Below are 21,084 nucleotides of genomic sequence, written 5' to 3'. Positions count from 1 at the left end.
GCTTGATACAAATTTGATTAAAAAAATTACAGAGCTTCCATGGCTTTTTCATAGCCAAATTCTGCGGATTTTTGCAAGAATTTTTTAGCCCTACTTTTTTGTTTTCTGGTGCCAAGCCCTTCTTTATAAGCGATCCCAATTCTGTAAAGGATTTCCCCCATTTGTTGTTTGAGTAAAGTAATATTGCTTGAAATTTCAGCAATATCTTCCCAAAGAAGTGTCTTATCTTTGATTTGAGTGGATTTCTTAACAAGTATTCCAAATTTCTTTCCAAATTTTATAGGATTCGCGCTCAAACCTGAAAGATCAATGAATCGCGATCCAATAAGCATACTAGTGAACGCAAGGTTTGGTAATCTAAAATTGTTAGCAAAATAATTTGTGCTTTTATTAGAAAACATGCGAACCACATACCTGTAAGTCTTGAGCGCTTGTTTCAAATCCTTTTTCATCCCTAAGCCTTCTGCTTGCATGCGTCCTAAAATAAGAGCGCCCCCTAACAATCCGCTCCCATACCCTTTGATAGCGTTTTGTGCATAGAGTTGCGCTTTTTTGTAATCCACTTTCACGCCCTTTCCCTCCAAATACATTTTGGCTAAATAAACGCTGCCAAGCCCAATGCTGTATTCTTGCGCCAATTTAAAATCTTTAAAGGCTTGCTTGTATTGGCCTTGATTAAAATGGTCTAAACCATTTTCAAAATAATATGTCTTATGATTTCGCGCAATTTCATCCCATTGATTTCGCGCCCTTTCATCCCAATCATCACTTATGCTAATATATTCATCAGCTATACAAAGTGAAAACGGCAACAATAAAACTAGTAAAAGCAATAAAGGCTTTAAAAAAGAGAGGGTGGTGCGATAAAAATCTTTAAAAATGTCAGATCCTTTTACAATTTGAGCCATTCTTTAGCCTGTTTTTATCATCTTTTTTTAAATTACAAACAACAGCATAATGGCAACATGGAGATGGTTTTATATTTTTTGCTATAATAACATGGATTTGTTTCATAGTAACAAATTGAAAATATACCATTATGGAGGTAATGCTATGGCTGACACAATCAATACAACTGAAGCAACTCATGAAACAAAAAAACCAAACGCTTTTGTGATTTTTTTCAAAAACAATTTGACTGATAAGCGTTATGATGCATTAGGTCTCATTGGAGCAGGGGTTTTATGTTGTGTCTTGAGCGGTGCTATAGGGATTGTTGGGATAATCTTTGTCGCAATAGGAATCTTTTTGTCTTTTTCTAATATCAACTTAGTGAAATTAGTTGAAAAATTGTCCAAAAAACAACCTAAAGCGGCAACAACTGTCAATAACGAAACCCAAAAATCTCAAGCAACAAGCGTTACCAACAAACCAACTGAAGCTAAAGAGACGAAAGATTGAGGCAAAACAACGATTTTGACTAAAGAAAGAACAAGAGAAAATTTCAAAAATTTAGGTGCTCTAGTGGTTTATTACTCACTGCATGGCCCACACAAGTGGCCTATAAAATGATACAAAGAGAATTGAATAGTGTCTCATTTTATGGTTGCTCTAATTACATAAATAAAGGCGACTGTAAGGGCGTTTTACGAGAAATAAATGGCTTAATGAAAATGGTCTGCTTGGCTAGTGTAAAAGCTAATATTAAAGAAAATTCTTTTTTCTTAAGGTGTAAAAATTATCTTAAGTGCAAATGGATTGCTAGCGTGGATCCACAAGATCCTAAATATCCCAAATGCAATGGATTGATGAAAAGAAAAAAGAATTTCAAAAACAATGAGTTTTTTACAGCTGCATCGCTTACCTTAAATGCAATGGAATTTTGTCTCTATATCAATCTGAAAAAAAGGAAACTAATGTTTAGAAAACTAGCAACCGCTATATCGCTCATAGGCTTACTAACCTCTAACACTCTTTATGCTAAAGAAATAAGTGAAGCCGATAAGGTCATTAAGGCCACTAAAGAAACTAAAGAAACCAAGAAAGAAGCTAAACGACTCAAAAAAGAAGCCAGACAGCGCCAACAGATCCCTGATCATAAGAAACCTCAATATGTTTCTGTTGATGACACAAAAACTCAAGCACTTTTTGATATATACGACACCTTGAATGTGAATGACAAAAGCTTTGGGGATTGGTTTGGTAATAGCGCTTTGAAAGACAAAACCTATCTCTACGCTATGGATCTATTGGATTACAACAACTATCTATCCATAGAAAACCCCATTATCAAAACAAGAGCAATGGGAACCTATGCGGATCTCATCATCATCACAGGCTCACTAGAACAAGTCAATGGGTATTACAACATTCTAAAAGCGCTCAACAAACGAAACGCTAAGTTTGTCTTAAAAATCAATGAAAACCTGCCTTACGCCCAAGCGACTTTTTTGAGAGTGCCAAAAAGAAGCGATCCCAATGCCCATACGCTTGATAAGGGAGCGTCAATTGATGAGGATAAGCTTTTTGAACAACAAAAACGCGCGTATTTCAACTACGCCAACGATGTGATCTGCAGACCCAATGATGAAGTGTGTTCGCCCCTAAGAGATGAAATGGTAGCTATGCCCACTAGCGATAGCACTACTCAAAAACCTAATATCATTGCTCCTTATAGCTTGTATAGACTAAAAGAGACAAATAACGCCAATGAGGCTCAACCATCACCTTATGCCACTCAAACCGCTCCTGAAAACAGCAAAGAGAAGCTCATAGAAGAGCTAATCGCTAACTCCCAACTCATAGCCAATGAAGAAGAGAGGGAAAAGAAACTCTTAGCAGAAAAAGAAAAACAAGAGGCTGAATTGGCTAAATACAAGCTCAAAGACTTAGAAAATCAAAAGAAACTAAAAGCTTTAGAAGCAGAGTTGAAAAAGAAAAATGCTAAGAAACCTAGAGTAGTGGAAGTGCCTATTTCTCCTAGAACAAGTAATCCTGATGAAACAATGAGAGTTGTCAAGGAAAAAGAAAATTATAATGGATTGTTAGTGGATAAAGAAACCACGATCAAACGAAGCTATCAAGGGACTTTGATTAGTGAAAATTCTTACAGCAAAAAAACACCTCTCAACCCTAATGACTTGAGAAGCTTAGAAGAAGAAATTAAGAGCTACTATATTAAGTCTAATGGCTTGTGTTATGCTAATGGCATCAGTCTCTATGTCAAAATCAAAAACGACCCCTATAAAGAGGGAATGCTGTGTGGCTATGAGAGCATTCAAAATCTGCTCTCACCTCTAAAGGACAAGCTCAAGTACGACAAGCAAAAGTTACAAAAAGCGTTACTGAAAGATTCAAAGTAAGTTAAAGTTTTGTTTGAAAAATGGATTGGTCTCTTTTTACTTCTTAATTCTTTAGCCTATCCATGCCAAAAAGTAACCATTAGTTTCAAGCAGTATGAGAATCTTATCCATATTCACCAAAAAGGTTGCGACAATGAAGTGGTGTGCAGAACGCTCATCTCTATCGCTTTATTGGAAAGTTCTTTAGGGTTGAACAACAAGCGCGAAATTTCCCTAAAAGACACTTCCTATTCCATGTTTCACATCACTTTGAACACCGCTAAAAAATTCTACCCCACCTATTCTAAAACGCTTCTCAAGTTCAAATTGCTCAATGATGTGGATTTTGCGATTTCATTGGCTAAAAGAATTTTGAAAGAAAATTTTGATTATTACAAACAAAAACACCCTAATAAAAGCGTGTATCAAATAGTAGAAATGGCAGTAGGCGCTTACAATGGGGGAATGAAACACAACCCTAATGGCGCTTATGTGAAGAAATTCCGTTGCATTTATTCTCAGGTGCGCTATAACGGGTAGAGCATACTAATTTTACAAACAATCTTAGTGATACACTTCTACGATCTTATGAATTTATAATAATATCATTTACATCATTATCTTTTAATTTTTCTAAAATATATTTCGCTTCTTTTTGTTAAGATATTTTGTCTTAATCACAGTTCGCTTGAACCTACAGGCACTAAAGATTTATCATAGCTCAATTCACCTCTAGTTTTAGCGGCTTGCAAATCATCATAGAATGTTGCCTGATTAGGCACTTTCCCCAATTTGTATTTCTTGCTCAAGCTTGGACTCACCTTGATGAGTTCATCGGTGAAGAATGGATCATCATAGTAAAGCGCCTTGTGGCATTTGATGGGTTTGAGCGTATTCTCTAGAATGATAAGCTCATCGCCCATAGTCATCAATTCATCAGGGGTCATCAAAAACCGCTCTTTATTGCTGATAGAAGTGTTGGTCTTACCTGTATTGTCATCAATGCTTCGGCTCACATCTTGCCTTGTGTATTTCCCTAACACCTTAGAAAGTTTTTCAAAATGTTCATAGTAGTTATCGTTGTTAATCCCATAATACATATTCAAAGAAAGGTTGTCTAAAATAGTTTTAGCGCCATTCCTACCATAACCAAGTGGGGGGTCATTCTCTAGTTGCGCCTTACTTTGAAACACAAAAGCGGGGCGCATGTTGTATTCTGCCATAATTCCTACCGCTTTAACAAAGGTCTCTAAATAGCCACACAAAGTGAATTCGTCCATGAGCATTAAACAACTTCTTTTGCATTGTGGATCATGGATTGGCAGAATAAGGTTGCTATAAATCATCACATTGAAAAACAGCTCTAATATCGGCCCAACAATAGTGCTTTCTTTAGGATTAGCGATCACGCCAATACTCACTTCATCAATCCTTAAACGCCTGAAATCAAAATCATTAGCGCTCGTGAAATTTCTGATCATGGCGTTATTGTAGGGGGCAAACGCTGAAGTATAGACCCCTTGAACAGAGCTGTAAGTTTCTTTAGCACCACCCATTGTCTTGAAATTATTCCACATGTTTCTAGTGGCAGGACTAAGCACTCTTATATTATCGCCACTCTTATCTTCTTCACCTCCAAAAAATTCCATCAGAGACACGACTTTTTCCATGTTTGTGTCTTCATCAATCAAGTTGATACCGCTTGCCATAGAACCTATGAAAAACATCGTGGGGGTTTCAGGCATGATGATTTTTTTTCTTTTGACAAACTCAAGCCCCTTTTTAGTCCACATGAGATCCCTATAAATATTGCAATTGATGACAAAAAGGTTTCGCGCTTGATTGCTAAAAAAAGGATCTTTTTCATTAGGTCTTTCAGGGAACACGAGCTTTGCCAATCCAAAGATTTGAGTGGAAAAATCCCCCCCACTAGCCACCATGCCATGACCTTTTAGGCGTGTGTCAATTTGAGAGAGTATGTCTTCAGTTAAAACCACATCATTACCAAAATCCACATAAGCGAAAGGATTAAATCGGTGTGTTTTTAAGGAGAAAGGTTCATAGATGAACACTTTTTGGTTGAAGCGTTTTTCTCTGATTTTTCCGCAAGTTTCCATAGTGTCCGCCTTAGGGTCAAACACAACGATATTTTGAGGATAATTGATCATATTGGGCATGATGAAACCCACACCTTTACCGCTTCTAGTAGGAGCAATCAAGCCAATGAACGCCTGTCCTGCGTAAGCGATAAAATCCCCTAAACCACGCCTGCCTACAATAACCTCTCGTTTGTCAAAGGCGCGTTTTTTATTATTGGGTGTGATAAGTTTAGCTTTGATCATTTTCTCTTCAGTTTCCCAACTCGCGCTACCAAAGAGATCATCAACTTTTTTATTCGCTCCTATGTCTCTAGTCCGAGTTAAGTATTTTAAGAACCACACAAAAAAGGTAATGAAGATATAAGAGCATAAAATAGAACTATATACGACTAAGGATATATTGAACCCATAAATTTTGAGTGAACTAAAACAAAGTGCTTTAAAATAGTATGCAGGAAAATCTTGTATCGCATAGATCCATATATCAAAAAGATCATCATCGCTCTCAGGCAATCTATTTTCATCATAAAAATTACCTAAGAGAATCAAGAAAAATAACCCTGATGTGATAAAAGAATAGGATAGTAATAGTATAGCTTGTAACCAAAAGCCAAAGGTTTTAACCCTTTCTTTCAGCCCATCTATAATGATTTCTTTAAAGCTTTTTTTCTTTTGAGGTTGGTTAGCTTTATCTTTAAAAGCCTTTTTTTGAGCTTTTGTGAATTTGTAGAGAAAAAATAACGCTATTAACCCTATGAAACTAAAAATAACAACCAACTTATAATCCTCTATGAAATATAAGGTGTTATACAAAAAGTCTTCCATTGTGCCTGCTACCTATGTTTGATATAAAATTCATCACACTGTTTGTGGTGGTTGATATGGACAATCATATCAATTAAATCTTTAAAGCCCTCAATAAGACTTTCAAACTTGATATTCCTTGCTGCACTATTAGATGAACTCATGTTGGCTAAACGGATAAACGCCTCTTCACTGCTCCCTGCATGTAGAGTGGTTAGCGTGCCTTTATGACCGCTACAAAGCACATTATAAAAATCGTATGCCTCACTGCTTCTGAGTTCTCCTAAAATGATTCTATCAGGCCGCATTCTCAAACATGACTTTAAGCAATCAGCAGAGGTGATATTCCCCCCAAAAAAAAGCTGTGTGTAGTTCTTGTGGTGTTTGAATACAATCTCTTCGGTGTCTTCAATGGATATGATCCTTTCTTCTTTGGGGATAAACTCCATGATGCTTTTGATATAAGTCGTTTTACCGCTTCCTGTGCCACCACAAACAATCACATTCTTACCAATAGCAATACCATCTTTAATCGCACTGATCGCTTGTTCTTTGTTATCTAGTAGATTATAAAAACCCTGCTCTTCAAAGAAGCTATGAGGATAGGTTGTTTTGCTGGGTATCCTTATGGATATGGAAATGGTTTCATCATTAACTGTAACAGGGGAAAGGACAATCTGCACCCTTTCACCATTCGCTAAATTGCTGCTCAAAATAGGATTTTCATAGTTGTCTATTGTTTTTTTCTTAAAACTTGCACAACACCGAGCAAAATGCATTAAACGAGACAGACTAAAGGCTTTCCTATCTCTCACATCAAATGGTTGCCATTCGCCATTATTTTTTAAAACCCACACAACCTTGTTCCCATTGTAACAAATCTCAGTGATATTTTCCATTTTTAAAAAATCACCAAAAAGTTCTTCAGTAGCATGCCTTAAAGGATTTAATGCCGCTTCTTTTAAAGCTCTTTCTACTTCTAGAAATTTTTTATCTTCTGCACTCAATCTGTCTTCAGTCATGTTCTTATTCCAAATTTAATTTTAATTGGGTTATCAATTTAGCTCTTTCTAAAGAAGTGAGATAAGTCTTATTTTTGCTCAAAATAATATATTTAGTCCCTATATCTTGGACAATCTCATTGAGCTTTCTCCCAAAATCATCTATCCCTAGAATCTGAAACGCCACGCCCATCATATTGCCATCTATGAATGGCGGTAAATACTCTCTTGGCAGATAAGAAGCCACTAGGTCTGAAATTCTTGCCACTTCATCACACATAAAATTATTGAAGTTGTCAGAAATTTCTGCAACAAACTCCCCAAGCGTTAGTTCATTTTTGATCGTGCTTTCTGCAAAAGTCTTTTCTTGTTTGCAACGATTGTAACTGGCTAACACAAGGTTGTTCAAATAGTTGTAATAAGCATCAAAACTAATAAAATTCTTTTGCATATTGATTCTTAACTCTTGAACTCTTCTCAAAAAATCTTGCGGATCGTTGCTATCTTTTAAAGAAGAGGCGTAATTTTGAATAAACTTATCCCTTACTTCATTTGCATTTCCCATAAGAGATCTGTTGCTATCTAAGATCTTTTGCCTTTCTGCTTCATTGAAACCGAGTTCCATTGCTGTTTCCTTTCATTGTTTTTGCTTGGTTTTTTCCGCCACTACATCCTCTAGAAGAGCCTGTTGTTGGTTTTGTTTTTTATTTTGTAAAGAACCGAGTTTAATAACATAAATATATTTTATCCTTTCTCTTGAATTAATTGCCACCTTTGGGGCTTGTGGTGATTTCTTCATGTTCTCTAGACAAAGTTTTAGTGCTTTGTTTGATGATTTCATCTACCACAGATTTGTTGGTAATTTTAACATCATACACGCCACTAAAATCAATATCGTCCATTGTGAGAATCTTGATACTATCGCCCTCGTTTTTGTAAAAACTTGGGGGGATATTCATCAGTTGCCCTAGAATTTGATTAGACATTTGAGCTGAACTTTGCATACTACCATTGATAGCTTGACCCAAAGCGTAATTAAATTCAGGTGTCCTTTCACTTCTGCCTTTGCCAAGGCCTATGAGTTTATCTAGAGCTATGATAGGCGCAGTTTGTAAGAAGCTATTAACCACGCTTGCTATCACAGCAAAGCCTATGCGCTTCATAAAGTGATTATTCACATAGCCATCTACCCCTGCTTCACCCAACATGCCTGCTGCTTGAGCGTTTGCTAGAGGTATTATCACACCATCAGGCGTAATGGCTTTAGTAAAGACTATCATTAAGCGTGTCATAATGGGTGTGCCACCTTTCACGCTTTGATAATTCCCATACACCTTAGTGCCTTTGTCTAGTAAGATCATAGTGCCGTTCATGTTCCATACATCTTTGGCTACAACCCCACTCACTATACCTGTGAGAGTGGCATCTACTTTAGAAGTCAGAGTGATTTCAATGGGGGTGTATTGCGCTAAAACAAATGTGGGATCACTCTTGCCTATAAAGGCTTGTTTGACAGGGCTTGTTTCATCTTGTTTTTCTGCTTTCTTTTTGTCATCAATGGGATTACCATTTTCATCTACAAATTCCCCACTCTTTTCTTTTTTGTTCTTAAGAGCGATTTCACTGATATTCTTAGCAGTTTCTGCGACATCTTTGTCTATCTTATTGCTTTCTGCTTTAGCTTCTGCTGTGGATTTTTTACTTTTTTCTTTATCGTCATCTTTTTTATTGCCACCTAAAGCCTTAGCCAATTTAGCTTCTAAATTCTTATCCTTAATGGTTTTTTCTGTTTCGTATTGCTTGGTAATATCAGGCTCTATGGAAGCATAAATAGGATTATCGCTAGCTATTTTGTCCGCATCAACATTAGTAGCGTTAATAGTGGCAATATCGCCGCCATTTTTGAAATCCATTGGCAATAACGGATAACCTTTAGCCGCCATGTTATCAAAGGTTTTGCGGTTTCTTAGATCGCTATAAATCAGATCCACTTCATCAGCTTGTCGTTTAATTCCTAGAATTAGCGCCCTTTCACTATCGCTCAAGCCCTCTAAACATTGCTCTATGGCTTGCTCATCAGTAGGGTCATCTAAGTTATCCAAGCACTCGCTTGCTTGATGCAATCTTTCTGTTTTACTCAATTGATTTTGTTTATTTTGTGTCCTTTTATTTTGGATTTCTTGGATCAAATCGCTATAAAGGTTTTGGCATTTCCTTTTTTCTTCATCAGTCCTAGCCGTTTTCAAACAATCCAAGACGGCTTTTTCTCTAGCTTCTTGCAGATATTTGAGCTTCTCTTCATCGCTCAAACCATCCAAACACTTCATAATAGCCGCTCTGTCGTTAGGATCGGCGTTTTTCAAGCAATCTTTGATCGCTTTATCTTTTTGTTGGAGTTCTTTTGCTAAAAATTTCCTCGCTTCAGGGGTGAGTAATTTTTCGCATTCCTGTTTCTCTTTTTCATTCCTAGCTCTTGAAACGCAGTCCAAATAAGCCTTAACGCTCTTCTTAACTTCTTGCTCTAAGAGTTTTTTCGCTTCAGGGGTGAGCAATTTCTCGCAAGCTCTCCTTTCTTCTTCATTTCTAGCTTGAGAGAGGCAGTCTTTATAAGCTTTCAGACTCTCTTTGGCTAAAACATTTTCTTGTAAGTCTTTAGGGAGATTCTTAAGACATGCTTTTCTTTCTTCTTCATTCCTAGCTTTTTCCAAACAGCTTAGCACTTGCTTCGCTAAAAATTTCCTCGCTTCAGGCGTGAGCAATTTCTCGCATTCTTGTTTCTCTTTTTCATTCCTAGCTCTTGAAACGCAGTCTAAATAAGCTTTAACGCTCTTCTTAACTTCTTGCTCTAAGAGTTTTTTTGCTTCAGGGGTGAGTAATTTCTCGCAAACTCTCCTTTCTTCTTCATTTCTAGCTTGAGAGAGGCAGTCTTTATAAGCTTTCAGACTCTCTTTGGCTTCTTCTAAGAGTTTTTTCGCTTCAGGCGTGAGCAATTTCTCGCATTCTTGTTTCTCTTTTTCATTCCTAGCTCTTGAAACGCAGTCCAAATAAGCCTTAACGCTCTCTTTGGCTAAAACCTTTTTCTGCAAGTCTTTAGGGAGATCTTTGACACACCTTTTTTTATCAGCTTCGGTTTTAGCGTTTTTCAAACAATCTAGCGCTTGTTGCTCTAAAAGTTTTTTCGCTTCAGGGGTGAGCAATTTCTCGCATTCTTTTTTCTCTTTTTCATTCCTAGCTCTTGATACGCAGTCTTTATAAGCCTTAACGCTCTCTTTAGCTTCTTCTAAAAGTTTTTTCGCTTCAGGCGTGAGCAATTTCTCGCATTCTTTTTTCTCTTTTTCATTCCTAGCTCTTGATACGCAGTCTTTATAAGCTTTCAGGCTCTCTTTAGCTTCTTCTAAAAGTTTTTTTGCTTCAGGGGTGAGTAATTTTTCGCATTCTTTTTTCTCAGCTTCAGTTTTGGCTTGAGATACGCAGTCTTTATAAGCTTTCAGGCTCTCTTTAGCTAAAACCTTTTTCTGCAAGTCTTTAGGGAGATCTTTGACACACCTTTTTTTATCAGCTTCGGTTTTAGCGTTTTTCAAACAATCTAGCGCTTGTTGCTCTAAAAGTTTTTTCGCTTCAGGCGTGAGCAATTTCTCGCATTCTTTTTTCTCTTTTTCATTCCTAGCTCTTGATACGCAGTCTTTATAAGCTTTAACGCTCTCTTTAGCCTCTTCTAAGAGTTTCCTCGCTTCAGGGGTGAGTAGTTTCTCGCATTCTTTTTTCTCAGCTTCAGTTTTGGCTTGAGATACGCAATCCAAGTAAGCCTTAACGCTCTCTTTGGCTAAAACCTTTTTCTGCAAGTCTTTAGGGAGATCTTTCAAACACTTTTTTCGTTCTTCATCAGTTTTAGCACTTTTCAAACAATCTAGCACTTGTTGTTCTAAAAGTTTTTTCGCTTCAGGGGTGAGTAGTTTCTCGCATTCTTTTTTCTCAGCTTCAGTTTTGGCTTGAGAGAGGCAGTCTTTATAAGCTTTCAGGCTCTTTTTAGCTTCTTCTAACTTTTTTTTCGCTTCAGGGGTGAGTAGTTTCTCGCATTCTTTTTTCTCAGCTTCAGTTTTGGCTTGAGATACGCAATCCAAGTAAGCTTTAACGCTTTTTTTAGCTTCTTCTTCTAAAAGTTTTTTCGCTTCAGGGGTGAGTAATTTCTCGCATTCTTTTTTCTCAGCTTCAGTTTTGGCTTGAGATACGCAGTCTTTATAAGCTTTAAGACTCTCTTTAGCTAAAATATCGCTTTGTAAGTCTTTAGGGAGATCTTTCAAACACTTTTTTCGTTCTTCATCAGTTTTAGCGTTTTTCAAACAATCTAGAACCTGTTGTTCTAACTTTTTTTTCGCTTCAGGGGTGAGTAGTTTCTCGCATTCTTTTTTCTCTTTTTCATTCCTAGCTTTTGATACGCAATCCTTGTAAGCCTTGACGCTCATATCAGCTAGTAGTTCTTTTTGCAAGTCTTGGGGAATATTTTTCAAGCACTCGTTTCGTTCTTCATCGGTTTTAGCGTTTTTCAAACAATCTAGCGCTTGCTGTTTCAATCTTTCTATAGCTTCTTTAGACAAGCCTTTCAAGCATTCGTTTTTCTCAGCTTCTGTTTTGGCGTTTTTGATACAATCCTTATACTCTTGAATCTCTTTTTGAAGCCCTAATTCCTTACGGAATTTCTCTCTAATCTCAGGGTCATTTATGAGTTTTAGGCACTCGTTTCGTTCTTCATCGGTTTTAGCGTTTTTCAAACAATCTAGCGCTACTTGAACTTTTTGTTGGTTCAGTAAGCTTTTTTTTAGGTTTTCATCTTTGATTAAATCTAAACACTTGATCCTTTCTTCTTCAGTTTTGGCATTTTTGATGCAGTCATTATAAGCCTCTAAAGTCTTTTTCATTTGATCTTGAAGTTTTTTGTCTTTGATAAGCTTCAAACATTCTTCATAGTTGCCACCATTACTAATACATTCATAAAAGGCTCTCAATGGGTTTTTGTCCTCAATTTCTGCAATATTCAAATAGTTGTATAAGGTTCTATTGGGATCGTCATTGAAGAAAAGATTCTTATCGATCATATTGCCTTTTTCATTCCGTTCTTTCAGCAATCGGTTATACTCTTGCCTTATTTGGATTTCATCATTGACATAAAGATTCCTATCTTTGCTAAAACGAGAGCTTTTATCTTCCAAAGGTATGAAGTAATGAAAAATGCTTCTAGAAAATAAAATAATCAAGATAAGAACAGCGACTACAATGCCACCAATAATGTATTTCTTTTTGCTTCCTTTGATAATCTCTTGATCGTTAGAATCGTTAGTTATTTCTTCTGACTTGTCTTCATCAAAATTGGTTTTAGTTTCTGTGGGGTTGTCAAGATAATGATCTGATCTTTCTTCGGATTCTTTTGAAGAATCTTCAAAGCGATTGACTTCTGTCGCTTCTTCATTGGATAAATCTTGGGGTGAATGTTGTTGGGTTTTTTGAGAAGTTTCATCATCAATTAAGTCTATTTGAGTTTCTTCTTGATACCCATTATTTTCTTGATCGTCTTCTTCGTTCAGTTCTTGGGTTTCTTCATCTAAATTCTTTTGCTGAGTGAAAGGTCTTTTATTATCAACTAATTTTCTGGCTTTTTTGAATAACTTGTCTGCCAGACTGCCATTGCTAGATTCTGAAGTTTCATTACCTCCAGAATCCATTTGAGTTTGGGTTTCTTCTGACTCGTATTCATCAAAATTGGTTTTAGTTTCTGTGGGGTTGTCAAGATAATGATCTGAATTTTCTTCGGATTCTTTTGAAGAATCTTCAAAGCGATTGACTTCTGTCGCTTCTTCATTGGATAAATCTTGGGGTGAATGTTGTTGGGTTTTTTGAGAAGTTTCATCATCAATTAAGTCTATTTGAGTTTCTTCTTGATACCCATTATTTTCTTGATCGTCTTCTTCGTTCAGTTCTTGGGTTTCTTCATCTAAATTCTTTTGCTGAGTGAAAGGTCTTTTATTATCAACTAATTTTCTGGCTTTTTTGAATAACTTGTCTGCCAGACTGCCATTGCTAGATTCTGAAGTTTCATTACCTCCAGAATCCATTTGAGTTTGGGTTTCTTCTAACTCGTATTCATCAAAATTGGTTTTAGTTTCTGTGGGGTTGTCAAGATAATGATCTGAATTTTCTTCGGATTCTTTTGAAGAATCTTCAAAGCGATTGACTTCTGTCGCTTCTTCATTGGATAAATCTTGGGGTGAATCTTGTTGGGTTTTTTTAGAAGTTTCAAGTTTATCGTTTTCTTCATTCATGCCTTAACGCCTTTTTATTTATCTCTGACAAGAGGGAGCTTTTTAATCACACGCTCCAATTCACCATAGTTTTTGATATTGTAATTTTTTGTCAATGGATTTTTCCCATAGCCTTTATTTATCACTGTTACAAGGGCTTTGTCTTTAATGAGCTTAAATTTTTCTGCAATTTCATTAACTCTATACCATCTCAATCCTGAATTGGTCATGTTAGGATCAATGGCAGCATCAGTCATGCTTAATTTCCCATCAGGTTGAACCACAAAAATAGCAGGTTGGAGAGTGATGTTTTTGAAACCAAAATAAGTGAATGTGCCATCATCAAAAATTTCAGAGGGCATAATATGTTTAGAGCGTTTTTCAGGCGCTTGGTAGTAATTGTAGTTTCTAGGCACAGGGTTTCTTTTTAATGCATTATGCACATATTGAGTCTCTAGCGCCTTTGCTTGATCTAAGATAATTTTTTGTTTTTCTTCTCTTATTTTTTCTTTGTTGATAATCTGTTCATTGCTCGCCATCATTACTCTATTGATGTAGGCTGTGGTATTAAGATTTTCTTGCTTGATCAATTCTTTCTGCCTCTTTGCTTCTTCTCTCTTTTTTAGCTCCTCTTCAATAACGCTAGAAACTTCGTGTCTTTGTGGGTATTCTAGTTTGACTGTTAGATACGCCGAAGCAAAATTGTCTTTTTGAGCTATTCTCAAAATGAATTGATACAAGGCTTTATTAGTCCGCACAACAAGATTAGTTCTCCAAGCACTATCGCTAGGAGATAATTCTATGGAGTTATCCTCAGGGCTTTTTTGAGGCTTATCTGTCTTAATACTGATTTTATCTTTGGCTCTTTGCTTGATTGTCTCTTCAGCTTGTTTCTTGTTGAGTTCTTCAATTTGTTTGAGCGCATTAGCTTGAGCCTGTTCTTGCATGTCCTCTAGTCGTTCCATTTGGTCTAATTCATTTTCTCGTTGTTGCTTGATAAATTCGCTAAGATTTTTGTTATTGCTCAAATTTTGTGGGTTACTCATAGCGTTAGTGAGATTTTCTAAATTGGCTCTATTTTTCGCGCGTTCTTCCTTTCTTTTTTCTCTTTTATCTTTTTGCGCTTTTTGCGCCTGTTCTTTAGCTTCTTTTTCTTTTTCTAGAGCTTTTTTTTGTTCTTCTAATTCTTTAGGGTCAGGCGCATCTACGATAAGTTTTTTTGTTTTTAAAAATTCTTGGTAATCTCTTGTCATTAGGGCAAAATTCACTGCTTCTTTTTCAAACATGAGATTACTTTTTACCGATTTAGGTTGAATGAATATATGATTAGAATTAGGCACAATACTCCAACCTTTATTGAAACCTGTTGTGATGTAAGAAATAGTTTCATCTTTTTCAAGTTGGATCACAGTAACATTGTCTAATGAAGTCCAAATCGTAATAGGTTTTTCATCTCCCAAATAAGCAATCTTCTTATTCACCACTTTCACCCTACCACGATTAAAATTTTTAATGTCAGGTGCTGCTGCTTCTATTACGCTAGATAAAAATAAATAACTAAGACAGAAACAGCCAACAATTTTTTTAAAAAATGCCTGCTCCATCAACAATTCCTCTTAAAAAATATTTGTAATTGTAGCACAAGAATAAAGTGGCTTATCCTTTAAACATAGATCCACCAACTCTTCCCACCATTAAGGCATCTCTTTCTCTATCCATTCTGCTACCATCCATAGAAACAGAGCTGAAAATGGTATTAACGATCGCATTGACACTCTCAATAATTGTCTCTATGAAACCTTTTAAAATAAATAGAGTGATCAAACTCGCAATAGTTGAATCGATACCTAGTCCCCCTTGATTGATGTTTTGTATAGCAACAGAGGGCGTTATGGTCAAATTGAATGCCAATAATGCCAAAACACCAAAGAGCAAAATAGGAATAGCTAGAACCAGGATAAACAAATTATTAACAAACCATATCAATATGTTTTTCATAGAATCTTTGAACCAATCTAGCACGATCAAACATACCGCAATAGGGAACACAATACCGCTAAAAGCCCCCGCTATCAAAGGTTTCACAACCACAGTGCTTATTCTCATAATGATAGTTACTTGCATAAAAATAGCGAATAAAGAAATACCTGCCACTTGCAAGCCTTGTAACAAACTGGGAGCGTTGTTGCCAACATTAGAAAAAACAGCTCTTACCGCAGGTAAAATTGAATTAACAGTGTAATTCAGCACTAAATCTAAAGCCCAAAAAAGAACTTGATTCAGCCCAAAAGTGCCTGCTAAACCAAAATAAATAGAATAAGAGATTTTATAAAGATAACCAAAACCTGCATAGGCGATAAAAGAGACCATCGCCATTTTGAATAATGTCCCCCCAACAAATCGCATGTATTCAAAACCTATGTTAAGCTGAATGCCGTTTGAAATATCCCTCAATTTCATAAAAGAAATAAAAACAAAAATCCCAAAAACAATATAAATCAGGTAAGAAACAAAATCAAGATATGACCCTTGCCCTATGATAATATCAGGCAGATTGACTACACCATATGCAGGAAGAACAGCAGCGTCCGCTCCTTTGACAACAGATTCTAGTGCGGCAAAAGCGAGCATGGCTGTGGTGTTGTTTTGCAGTTTATTTGCAGTGAATTCTTTACCAATCAGCCAAATTAAACCATCAGCTGTAATATTCGTAGAAGCTTGAGCGGTTATTGAGCCAATTATTTGCAAAAGAATATTGCCTTTCACATTGTCCTCAACACCGCCTTTGGTAAAATTCTGAATCTTGTTGCTCAAATTGTCTAGCACGCTATCCATGGATACATCTATGTTTTTATTTATCAATGCGTTCCAACCAAAATTGCAGCCACTTGATGGCGTTAGAGCAAAACCTTGTATAGCTGTAGCAACACTTGCCCACGCCGATCCCCATAAAGGACCTAAAGTATTCAAATATTTCACCAGATTGCTAGCGGCTAAACTTGTGGCTAATGGTGTGGTAAGTGCTTCGATCACACCCTGCCCTGAACTCTTTCCACTCCCTGATGCACCAATAGATGTATAGCCTGTCAAAATATCTGCAAAACTTTTGTTGGTTAAAACATAACTCGGTATCAGCATGCAATAAACTGTTTGGTAAATTTTGAGATTTGAAACAATGGGCAAATCAATAGCTTTCAACCAATTAGGAACAATGAGAAAAAAACTTATGATCGTTACTAAAAAAGTCCTTTTAATATTAAACATGCTCTTATTGCTTTAATGCCTTATTTTTTGATTCCACTTCTTTAATCTTTCTCAAAATTTCGCTTACCGTCTGTTCGTTTTGTAAATCTGTGATTTGAATGTCAAACACTTTGAAGCCAAAAGGATTGATGATAAGATTTTCTTGAGAAGAGTTACCTCTAGCAAAATCATAATAAATAGTTACTTGTTTTTTAGTAATATATTCATAATTTTCCATTGTATCCGGTGTGATTTTGATGGTAATAAAAAATGTTAATCTCGTTAAGGGACTATTTTTGACTTTTTCTCTTTGTATGTTAGAGCTAATGATAGCTTCTGCTCGGACTTTATCTACGAATTGTCTGATATTTTCATTGAACATTCTCATTGCTTGGGTTTGGAAACTCACATCGCAATACTGCATTAGTTGATCCTTGCGATCCCTCAAAGAATTTTTGCTATAACCAAACAGCAATGAAATAAATTTTGAAGTTGCACTATCCACAACAGCTTCAGAATTGACAATTTGTCTAGCATCGGAGCGTTTGACAATTTTAAATTCTCCTGTGTATCGATCAATGCCATAAACAAATATATCCGTTTTCTTCAAAGGCATCATCATCACAATACTCGTTACAGCGGCGATATTGAGTGCCATAGAGAGATAAAAAGCCCTCTTGAAAGTCCTATTGGCCTTATTGAGTTTTGCCAATCTATCAAGGGCTATCACACCCCCAACCAAATTTTCATCAATCAAGACTTCCTCGTTTTTTTTCCCTAACATGCGACAGCTTTATTGTTTAATTATTGGTTTGTTGGTTGTAAAACTTGAGAGACTTTTCATTAAAAACTCCTTAAAATAACTCTAATTATAGCAAAATTTCTGTAAAAATATGTATTTGAAAAAACCTTATAATAAGAATCTTTTTGGATAAGGTGTTGAGCAAAGATTCCTTATAAGCAATGTAAGCAGCGAATTGCTTCAAATAAGAAGCAAGATGAAACACGATGCAACTCAAAAAGTAAGAGCAATGAGTAAGCAGTCGTAACTTAGTAATGAAATTTTAGAAGCGCCTAATTTAAAGAGATAAGACAATCGCAACCCAGAGAGAGAATGGTATAATATCAAAATAAGTTCTCAATTTAATTCTTGAAAGGAGCTTCATGAACGATACAACAGAGCATCATGGACCTAATCCGCTAAACGCCCCACCACCTAGCAACTCACAGAGCAATGATCTCTTAAATTTGCTAGACTCATTATATCCCAAAGGGAGTTTAGGGGAGCAAAGATTTCACGAAGCTTTAAAGAATCAAGAAGAGTTGAAAAATATCCTAATAGAAATAGGAAAGCTACCGCAAGAAAAAAGGTATGAACTTCTGATGCAGATAGGACAAGCCAAACAAAGAATAATGGAAGCATATGCTCATTCATTCTTAGGATATATAGGGGGACTAGAGCATCTGTTAGGATTATGTATGGGTGGGATATTTGTTTTGTTTGCAATCTATTTTGTATTTTTAAGAACTAGCAAAAATGTGGATTTGGTGGAAAGTCTAAAAACAAAACTAAAACTTCAGTATTTTTACTATGCCTTTGGTGCAGGTGCGGTTTTGTTTTTTGGATTAGAAACAATTAGATCTATTTATGAACTATATATATTAGGAATTGGTAGCACTAACGACAAGGTGCTCTTTGTTTTGAAAAACATTTGTTTTATAGGTATGGGCTATTTGATTTATAAAGTTATTAAGGTTATTGGTATAAAAAATTTTATCAATGGTCTTTTCACTTCAAAGAAACAAGAGCAATAAGGAGAAACAACAATGAAACTGAGAGCAAGTGTTTTAATCGGTGCGGCAATTCTGTGCTTAACTTTAAGTGCATGCAGTAATTATGCGAAAAAAGTGGTGAAACAAAAGAACCATGTTTATACGCCTGTGTATAATGAACTGATAGAGAAGTATAGTGAGATACCCTTAAATGACAAACTCAAAGACACACCATTCATGGTGCAAGTGAAGTTGCCAAATTACAAGGACTATTTGTTGGATAATAAACAAGTTGTACTAACTTTCAAACTTGTTCATCATTCTAAAAAGATTACGCTCATAGGCGATGCCAATAAGATACTTCAATACAAGAATTACTTCCAAGCTAATGGAGCGAGATCTGACATTGATTTTTACTTGCAACCCACTTTGAATCAAAAGGGTGTGGTGATGATAGCGAGTAACTACAATGATAATCCTAACAGCAAAGAAAAACCACAGACCTTTGATGTGTTGCAAGGAAGTCAGCCAATGCTAGGAGCTAACACAAAAAACTTGCATGGCTATGATGTGAGTGGAGCAAACAACAAACAAGTGATCAATGAAGTGGCAAGAGAAAAAGCTCAACTAGAAAAAATCAATCAGTATTACAAGACTCTCTTACAAGACAAGGAACAAGAATATACCACTAGGAAAAATAACCAACGAGAAATTTTAGAAACATTGAGTAATCGTGCAGGTTATCAAATGAGGCAGAATGTGATTAGTTCTGAGATTTTTAAGAATGGCAACTTGAACATGCAAGCCAAAGAGGAAGAAGTTAGGGAGAAGTTACAAGAAGAAAGAGAGAATGAATACTTACGCAATCAGATCAGAAGTTTGCTCAGTGGTAAGTGATTGAAAGAAAAGGAGAGAGTAGATTTTTCTAATGGTAGAGAGAAACGCCAACGGGCATTAGCCTTACTTGATGGGTAAGGCGATCAATTAGGTAATCTTTTTAAAGCACTCATCATTTTTTAATCCTGTCTCTGCCTGAGACGAATACTTTTCAAACTGAATTTTGTTAGTTACACCGAGATTTTTTGTTCGTTTTCCACATCAAGCATTTTGCACTCCTTTTTCTTTCATGTATTTTTCAAGATCAAATTTCATCAGCAAATCCCTAACATAGTCGTTATACTGTTCAATAGTTTTTAGATTAGCGTAGAAATTCACTTCTTCATCTGTCATCACAAACAATTTCAATAGTGGGAGCTTAGTGCCATACAATTCTATTTGCGAGTCCATTTCTCTAATACTCATCTTGAACATGATAGGCTTACTGAAGAAAGGCAGAAATATTCCAAGAATTGATCGATCAAATTTAGAGAATAAGAAATTAGGATTCTTTGCAATCGCATGCAACAGCTCCATAGTTTCACTCTCAAGCAATTGATAAACCTTTTTAAACTTATCAACACCAATGCTTTTGATAACAGCGCGATAATCTTTCATGTAATTTCTTAGAACCTTATCTAACGCTCCCTTGTTTGTATGCATCTGTTTGAAAAAATCATGCATGGTTTTTATTTGATCTATGATTTTCTTTTTTTCATCAGTGTTTAAAAGTTCGTTCTCCTGCAAACTCTCAATAAGTTTTTCTTTCTTATCTTTTGAGTCAGCAATCATTGAGAAGAGTTTTCGCATGTTATTACTCATATCGTTCTTGATCCCTTCAATGGATTTTGTTTCTCTTTAGATTGTTCAAATCGTAAAGTTTTATATTAAAATTATACAATATCTGTTGTGTGAAAATTTCAGAGCGGTCATAATTCAAAGAGCAAAAAACTATTTTTTAACCATAAAATATTGTTTCAATCACTCTTATATCTATTTTTCAAAACTTACAAAAAACGCTTTTACAAATAGCCCTAAAAACCGATTTAAAAAGTTTTAATATTATAATTATTTAAAAAAAGCAAGATCGGTCGTAAAAATGCGTTACAACTAAAATAAAGGGTCAAGATAACTCATTTTCAAAAAGGAGTCTTAAGTTACCATTATTACGATGTTAAACAAGTTTTTAATTAAAATGGATTAGAAAAATCCGCTTTAAGTTGTCTTGACACAAATTTTAATTCTGTCTTGTTACGAATATTTAAAAAGGCTTTGTAGCATTCTTTAATTTGAGCAAATAAAATACAAATTTTTTAGGGTATCGTAAATTTTCTAAACTTTCTTTATTTTTAAAAACCCATAGCAATTTTAATCCTAAACTCCATGATTTTAAATTTAAAGGAGCGTTATTTAAAAACAACTCTGCGTTCAGTGTGTTGACAATTTTGTTTTTGGTATGGTGGTGGTTTTCCAATTAATATTAAGAAATTTGCTATAATGGGAGATAAGAACAAAAAGAATATGAATGCTTGGTGGCAAAAAATGTTTGATTTGTTTGTGGTTGGTGATTATTATAGCACTTGATTTCGTGGATAATTTTAGGATTAAAGGATTTTCTTAGTGTTTTAGGTATACTGCTGTGGGATGCTCTCTGCTAAAACACGCATTAGAACTCCGAGCAAGCGAGAACTTGTGCAACCAAAAATAATAGGAA

General features: G+C 35.7%; 14 protein-coding genes and 4 pseudogenes. 8 read left to right on the top strand and 10 right to left on the bottom strand.

What is annotated here, in order from left to right; all coding sequences use genetic code 11:
- Positions 1-26: 26 nt before the first annotated feature.
- Positions 27-881, bottom strand: a complete 855-nt coding sequence (locus HPOKI112_RS04305; protein ID WP_025276048.1) for an SEL1-like repeat protein — start codon at positions 879-881, stop codon at positions 27-29.
- Positions 882-1,053: 172 nt separating this feature from the next.
- On the opposite strand from HPOKI112_RS04305, the gene HPOKI112_RS04300 reads away from it, so the two are divergent.
- The 5 genes and pseudogenes from HPOKI112_RS04300 (at position 1,054) to cag4 (ending at position 3,821) form a co-directional block, all read left to right on the top strand.
- Complete coding sequence (locus tag HPOKI112_RS04300) at positions 1,054-1,401, top strand: hypothetical protein (protein WP_025276047.1); 348 nt, start codon at positions 1,054-1,056, stop codon at positions 1,399-1,401.
- Positions 1,402-1,416: 15 nt separating this feature from the next.
- A pseudogene (locus HPOKI112_RS08615) lies at positions 1,417-1,506 on the top strand (cag pathogenicity island protein); the annotation flags it as partial.
- 2 nt (positions 1,507-1,508) lie between these two features.
- A pseudogene (locus HPOKI112_RS08610) lies at positions 1,509-1,864 on the top strand (cag pathogenicity island protein).
- Positions 1,857-3,302 carry a type IV secretion system outer membrane cap subunit Cag3 gene (gene cag3, locus HPOKI112_RS04295; RefSeq protein WP_025309836.1) on the top strand — a complete coding sequence of 482 codons (1,446 nt, stop codon included), beginning with the start codon at positions 1,857-1,859 and terminating at the stop codon, positions 3,300-3,302. Before HPOKI112_RS08610 ends, cag3 begins: the two are co-directional and overlap by 8 nt.
- A 9-nt stretch (positions 3,303-3,311) precedes the next feature.
- Positions 3,312-3,821 carry a VirB1 family T4SS lytic transglycosylase Cag4 gene (cag4, locus tag HPOKI112_RS04290; RefSeq protein WP_000462164.1) on the top strand — a complete coding sequence of 170 codons (510 nt, stop codon included), beginning with the start codon at positions 3,312-3,314 and terminating at the stop codon, positions 3,819-3,821.
- Between the two features lie 137 nt (positions 3,822-3,958).
- Here the strand turns inward: cag4 and cag5 are convergent, their stop codons facing one another.
- The 7 genes from cag5 to cagV all read right to left on the bottom strand — a co-directional run bounded on the left by cag5 (position 3,959) and on the right by cagV (position 17,505).
- Positions 3,959-6,205, bottom strand: coding sequence for a VirD4 family type IV secretion system ATPase Cag5 (cag5, locus tag HPOKI112_RS04285; RefSeq protein ID WP_025276044.1), 2,247 nt, complete (start codon positions 6,203-6,205; stop codon positions 3,959-3,961).
- Positions 6,206-6,213: 8 nt separating this feature from the next.
- The gene (gene virB11, locus HPOKI112_RS04280) at positions 6,214-7,206 is read right to left on the bottom strand and encodes a cag pathogenicity island type IV secretion system ATPase VirB11 (protein ID WP_000133885.1); all 993 of its coding nucleotides are present in this window, start codon (positions 7,204-7,206) and stop codon (positions 6,214-6,216) included.
- A gap of 4 nt (positions 7,207-7,210) precedes the next feature.
- Positions 7,211-7,810, bottom strand: coding sequence for a cag pathogenicity island translocation protein CagZ (gene cagZ / locus HPOKI112_RS04275; protein WP_000418795.1), 600 nt, complete (start codon positions 7,808-7,810; stop codon positions 7,211-7,213).
- A 136-nt stretch (positions 7,811-7,946) separates the two neighbouring features.
- The gene (locus tag HPOKI112_RS04270) at positions 7,947-13,499 is read right to left on the bottom strand and encodes a CagY family CD-EC repeat-containing protein (RefSeq protein ID WP_025309835.1); all 5,553 of its coding nucleotides are present in this window, start codon (positions 13,497-13,499) and stop codon (positions 7,947-7,949) included.
- A 14-nt stretch (positions 13,500-13,513) separates the two neighbouring features.
- A complete protein-coding gene (gene cagX / locus HPOKI112_RS04265) occupies positions 13,514-15,082 on the bottom strand; it encodes a type IV secretion system apparatus protein CagX (RefSeq protein WP_025309834.1) in 1,569 nt (522 codons plus the stop codon).
- A gap of 52 nt (positions 15,083-15,134) precedes the next feature.
- The gene (cagW, locus tag HPOKI112_RS04260) at positions 15,135-16,742 is read right to left on the bottom strand and encodes a cag pathogenicity island VirB6 family T4SS protein CagW (protein WP_025309833.1); all 1,608 of its coding nucleotides are present in this window, start codon (positions 16,740-16,742) and stop codon (positions 15,135-15,137) included.
- Positions 16,743-16,746: 4 nt separating this feature from the next.
- Entirely contained in the window at positions 16,747-17,505 is a 759-nt protein-coding gene (gene cagV / locus HPOKI112_RS04255) for a cag pathogenicity island type IV secretion system protein CagV (RefSeq protein ID WP_025309832.1), read from the bottom strand.
- Between the two features lie 380 nt (positions 17,506-17,885).
- On the opposite strand from cagV, the gene cagU reads away from it, so the two are divergent.
- Complete coding sequence (gene cagU, locus HPOKI112_RS04250; protein WP_025309831.1) at positions 17,886-18,536, top strand: cag pathogenicity island translocation protein CagU; 651 nt, start codon at positions 17,886-17,888, stop codon at positions 18,534-18,536.
- Between the two features lie 12 nt (positions 18,537-18,548).
- Entirely contained in the window at positions 18,549-19,391 is an 843-nt protein-coding gene (gene cagT / locus HPOKI112_RS04245) for a type IV secretion system apparatus protein CagT (RefSeq protein ID WP_025276038.1), read from the top strand.
- A gap of 201 nt (positions 19,392-19,592) precedes the next feature.
- On the opposite strand, the gene cagS is transcribed toward cagT, so the two are convergent.
- Together cagS and HPOKI112_RS08455 are read right to left on the bottom strand one after the other, a co-directional pair.
- Complete coding sequence (gene cagS, locus HPOKI112_RS04240; RefSeq protein ID WP_001848730.1) at positions 19,593-20,192, bottom strand: cag pathogenicity island protein CagS; 600 nt, start codon at positions 20,190-20,192, stop codon at positions 19,593-19,595.
- Between the two features lie 407 nt (positions 20,193-20,599).
- Positions 20,600-20,787 (bottom strand): annotated as a pseudogene (locus HPOKI112_RS08455) (CCA tRNA nucleotidyltransferase); the annotation flags it as partial.
- A gap of 104 nt (positions 20,788-20,891) precedes the next feature.
- Here HPOKI112_RS08455 and HPOKI112_RS08450 point away from each other — a divergent pair.
- Positions 20,892-21,078, top strand: a pseudogene (locus HPOKI112_RS08450) (hypothetical protein).
- Positions 21,079-21,084: the final 6 nt, after the last annotated feature.

The sequence above is a fragment of the Helicobacter pylori oki112 genome, assembly GCF_000600085.1.
Classification (GTDB): Bacteria; Campylobacterota; Campylobacteria; order Campylobacterales; family Helicobacteraceae; genus Helicobacter; species Helicobacter pylori_CY.
Note: the sequence above shows the minus strand (reverse complement) of the source record. Positions and strands in the feature narration are given on the sequence as shown.